Here is a 4087-nt window from a genome sequence, read left to right as displayed (position 1 = left end):
ACGGAACAAACACACAACAATATAACAACACCACAATGTTGTAACCACCAACAGGTTTCCCACCCCCAGGCACAAACAGCCCTGGCGGGGCGGGTGGAAAGGTTACGGCGGTCATAGCGTGGGGGAAACGCCCGGTCCCATTCCGAACCCGGAAGCTAAGACCCACAGCGCCGATGGTACTGCACCCGGGAGGGTGTGGGAGAGTAGGTCACCGCCGGACAAACATTAAGGTCGAGGCCCCAACCAGTCATGGTTGGGGCCTCCCACATTTAACCACCACACCACTGGGACCCTCTTTCACTTAACGCGGGTTTCCCACGAACCCTCTCTCAGCTGATGTGGTTTCCACCTCAACGCTCTCTCCCTACAACGCCACCTCAGGTGTGCCGGGATCTGCTGCTGCAGCGGGGCCAGGAAGCGTTCTTTTCTATTGCGCACCACTTGTCAGCGATGGTCGAAAAGTGAGCCGTTTCGCGGGCTGAAAAGTGAGCCACTTTGACGCTGGTTATTCTGCCGTATTTTCCGGTCTTGTCGAGGGCAGTGAGTCGACCTGGGTGTGTTTGAGGCGGTAGCTGGAGCCTTTGAGGGTGATGACTTCGGCGTGGTGGACGATGCGGTCGATCATGGCCGAGGCGACGACCTGATCGCCGAAGACGTCTCCCCAGCGGGCGAAGGGCAGGTTGGAGGTCAGGATCAGTGAGGCGTGCTCGTAGCGTGATGAGACCAGTTGGAAGAACAGGTTCGCGGCGTCCTGTTCGAAGGGGATGTAGCCGACTTCGTCCACGATGATCAGTCCGTAGCGGCGCAGTTTCACCAGTTCCTGGGGCAGCCGTCCGCTTTGGTGGGCTGCCTGGAGCCGGGCGACCCAGTCGATGGCGGTGGCGAACAGGACCCGGTGACCGAGCTGGGTGGCGCGTAAGCCCAGGCCGGTGGCGAGGTGGGTTTTGCCGGTGCCGGGCGGTCCGAGCAGGACGATGTTGGACGCTTCGGCGAGGAACGCGCCGGTGGCCAGGTGCGCGATGGTGTCGCGTTTGAGGCCGGGCTGGTGATCGAAGTTGAAGTCCTCGAGTGATTTCCGGGCCGGGAACCCGGTGGCCCGGGCCCTGATCTCGGCTCCGGAGGCTTCCCTGGCTGCGACTTCCCGGGACAGGACAGCGGCGAGGTATTCCTCGTGGGTCCAGCCTCCTTCACGGGCCTGGTCCGCGAGGCGGGTTGCTGCTTCACGGATCCGGGGTGCTTTCATCGCCCGGGAGTAGTACTCGATCTGGCCGATGGTTTCCTTAGCGGCTGGCATCAGGCGACCTGTCCGTCATCAAGCACGACACCGAACGCGCGGTCGTAGTCCGCCAGGTCCCGCAGCCCGGTTGTTTCGCCCACCGGGTGAGGGGTTTGGAAGGCCTTCCGCAGTGCCCGTGCCGCCTCGACGTGGTCCGGGTCGGTGATGGTCAGACCGGTGCCCCAGGACCGGGGATGGGTTCCGACGGGTCTGCCGTCCAGGCTGATCGTGACGGATTCGAGGTCGGCGGTGACGTCGACGAACCGGCCGATGGCCTGCGGGTGGACGGAGTAGTCGTTGGATCCCATCCGGACGTAGTAGTCCCTCGGGAGCCGAACCCGGCTGGTGAAGCCGGTGACCGGTGGAACCGGTGGCAGCGCCAGCATGGCCGCTTTGTCCGCGGCGAGCAGGTCTGAGGGGCGGGCGCCGGTCCGTCGGACAAGCCGGGCGTTGGCCTTCGGCAGCCACTGGCCGAGTTGGGTGTTGAAGTCCTCCGGGGAGGTGAAGACCCGGCCCGGCAGGAAGGACGTCTCCAGGAACTGGTTGGCCCGCTCCACCACACCCTTGCTTTCCGGGTCGTAGGGTTTGACCTGCACGATCCGGGTGGCCAAGACCCCGGCGAATGCCGCGACTCCGGCGGCGTAGCTGTTCCGCCGGCCGATGCCGGTTTCGTTGTCCCAGATCAGCCGCCGCGGCACCGCGCCCAAGGATCCGAGCAGCTCCCACATTCCGGCCAGCAGGTCCCCGGTCATCCGGGACGGGATCATCCGGGCCATGATGAACCGTGAATGCGAGCAGACCATCACCAGGACCGGCAACACTCTGGCCTTACCGGCACCAACGGGTATCCGGATCTCCGGGAACCACAGGTCGCACTGCGCCTGATCGCCGGGATCGTACGTGATCCGGTCAGCTGGATCAGCCGGGGCATACTCGGGCCGGATCCGGGCAACGTTCTCGCGGAACCAGGCCGGGGACCCCGACCAGCCCACCCGTTCAGCCAACACTGTCGCCGGCATCCGCGGGTTCTCCAGCAGCAGCGCGCGAATTGCCGGTTCCACAGACTTGATCCCGGAGTCATGCGGCGACCGAACATAGGTCGGCGGACCGTCAGCGCTGACTGCTTTCGCGACGGTGTTCCGGGAGATCCCCAACCGCGCCGCTATCGACCTCATCGACTCACCCTCGGCCAGATGCAACCGCCGAATAAGCGCCCAATCCTCCACTGTGATCACCCACCCAATCGTTTGGAACGGGTGGCTCAGTTTTCAACCGTCACAATGGCTCACTTTTCGACCGTCATCGACACCACTGGCATGCCATGATGTCCGCTGGGACCAGGCTAGCTTCCGCCAAGCGGCCAGGGACGCCACGGTCCAGCTACGTCCCGTAGCCGAACTTCCATGCAGTGGAGTCAGTGCGAGTCTGTGAGTCTGGGCTCGCCTTATGCACTTTTTGGACCGGATCCGCCATGCGCTGTCAGCACATATTCCCTCCATCGGCGGCTGCCCGCATGCTAGCTTCACGGTATCCGCGAGCCGTGACGGTGAGCGCCAGGCACCCATTCGATTTGCTGTTGTCTCAGCCGTTTCATCACATGCTTCGCAGCCGCAAATGGAAAACCGCGCAGCACCCCGAAGTGCACTGTGACACGGTGATAGCGGACCAGTACAAACGTCAGCGGAGCAGCCCCGGGAAGCCGCGGCGTCAGCTTCCCCCCTGCGGCACGTCTCAGGCGTCTAGCAGCAGGTCCCGGGCGTGCACGGGGTCCTTGTGTACCTCAACGTCGTCGTCGCCCGGCCAGATGTTCGAGCAGGGCAAGGGCAGCGGAATGAAGGCCGGTGAATCGCTTCGGGTGGCTGCCCACACCGTAAGAATCCGGGGGGACTCACCTTCGCGCCATTGCTGGCCATAGGGAGCAGAGTTCCCGTCATCGGAGTAGTAGGTCACCGCCGGCACGACAATCCCGCATACAGCGGGATTGTCGTGCCGCCTGGGAACCCGGGAGTAGGTGCATCAGCAGGGACTCCCGGGCTCTTCCTTGGCCTACGTTGGCAGCACGCCAGTAAGTCCCTGCACTGCTGCTTCGTCCGCGCCAGGCAAGGGCGTCCAGAAGGCGATCGATGTCGAACTGCTTCCTCCTGTTCCCACAGTTGGAGAACCGCCTTCATAGGCCGACCACCGTGAGGCGGGCCTCAGCCCGGCAACAGTGTTGCCGGCAATTATGGCCGCAGCATACTTGAGCGTGGGGTCGCCTGCAGTTCCGATCAAAGGCCCGCAGGAACCAAAAGGACGGGCAGCTCCAGATCCAGTTCCGGAACGCGGACGACGGCGTCCTGGCCAGGATTAGCAGCCAGTTCTTAGGTGCCCGGCCTGAAATCCAATGAACTGCCCATAGCCTTCCCCGTGCCTGGCCTCCGGGGCAGTGCCGAGCCGGGTACGTAGAGCGCATTGCGGAGTGCCCTCGGAACCGAAGCGCGGTTGCCTCCCCGTCGAACAAATCCGCCACGGATGCGATGCCGCAACCCTAGTCCGGAAAAGAAGAGGGGTGATGCTGAAAACGTTGAAGCCCCGGTCATGAGCGCCGGCTTCACACCACCAGTGCACCAAGAGTGGCAACGGAGACTGCCCATCAGAACGTTGCGATCGGCTTCCAATGTTTGGGTGATGCTATTGGATGCGACTGCCGGCGGCATGCAGTGTGAGGTAGTGCATATTTTTGGTCGTGCGCTGTTGGTCGTTTTTTCGGGGCGGGATCCATGGTTTTCCTTATGGTTTGGGGGTTTTTGGGGGTGTGGGGGTGGTGTTTGG

General features: G+C 63.3%; 3 protein-coding genes and 1 rRNA gene. 1 reads left to right on the top strand and 3 read right to left on the bottom strand.

The window, feature by feature from the left end:
• Positions 1-103: 103 nt before the first annotated feature.
• Positions 104-220, top strand: a 5S ribosomal RNA gene (rrf, locus tag ARTSIC4J27_RS21925).
• Positions 221-505: 285 nt separating this feature from the next.
• Here the strand turns inward: rrf and istB are convergent.
• The 3 genes from istB to ARTSIC4J27_RS23665 all read right to left on the bottom strand — a co-directional run bounded on the left by istB (position 506) and on the right by ARTSIC4J27_RS23665 (position 3235).
• Positions 506-1294 carry an IS21-like element helper ATPase IstB gene (gene istB, locus ARTSIC4J27_RS21920; RefSeq protein ID WP_050057332.1) on the bottom strand — a complete coding sequence of 263 codons (789 nt, stop codon included), beginning with the start codon at positions 1292-1294 and terminating at the stop codon, positions 506-508.
• Positions 1294-2511, bottom strand: a complete 1218-nt coding sequence (istA, locus tag ARTSIC4J27_RS21915; RefSeq protein ID WP_152683944.1) for an IS21 family transposase — start codon at positions 2509-2511, stop codon at positions 1294-1296. The genes istB and istA overlap by 1 nt, the downstream gene beginning before the upstream one ends.
• 496 nt (positions 2512-3007) lie before the next feature.
• Complete coding sequence (locus tag ARTSIC4J27_RS23665; protein ID WP_050057331.1) at positions 3008-3235, bottom strand: hypothetical protein; 228 nt, start codon at positions 3233-3235, stop codon at positions 3008-3010.
• Positions 3236-4087 lie beyond the last annotated feature (852 nt).

Source organism: Pseudarthrobacter siccitolerans, assembly GCF_001046895.1.
GTDB lineage: Bacteria > Actinomycetota > Actinomycetes > Actinomycetales > Micrococcaceae > Arthrobacter > Arthrobacter siccitolerans.
The sequence above is the reverse complement of the archived record's forward strand: the minus strand, read 5'-3'. Positions and strand labels throughout refer to the sequence as shown.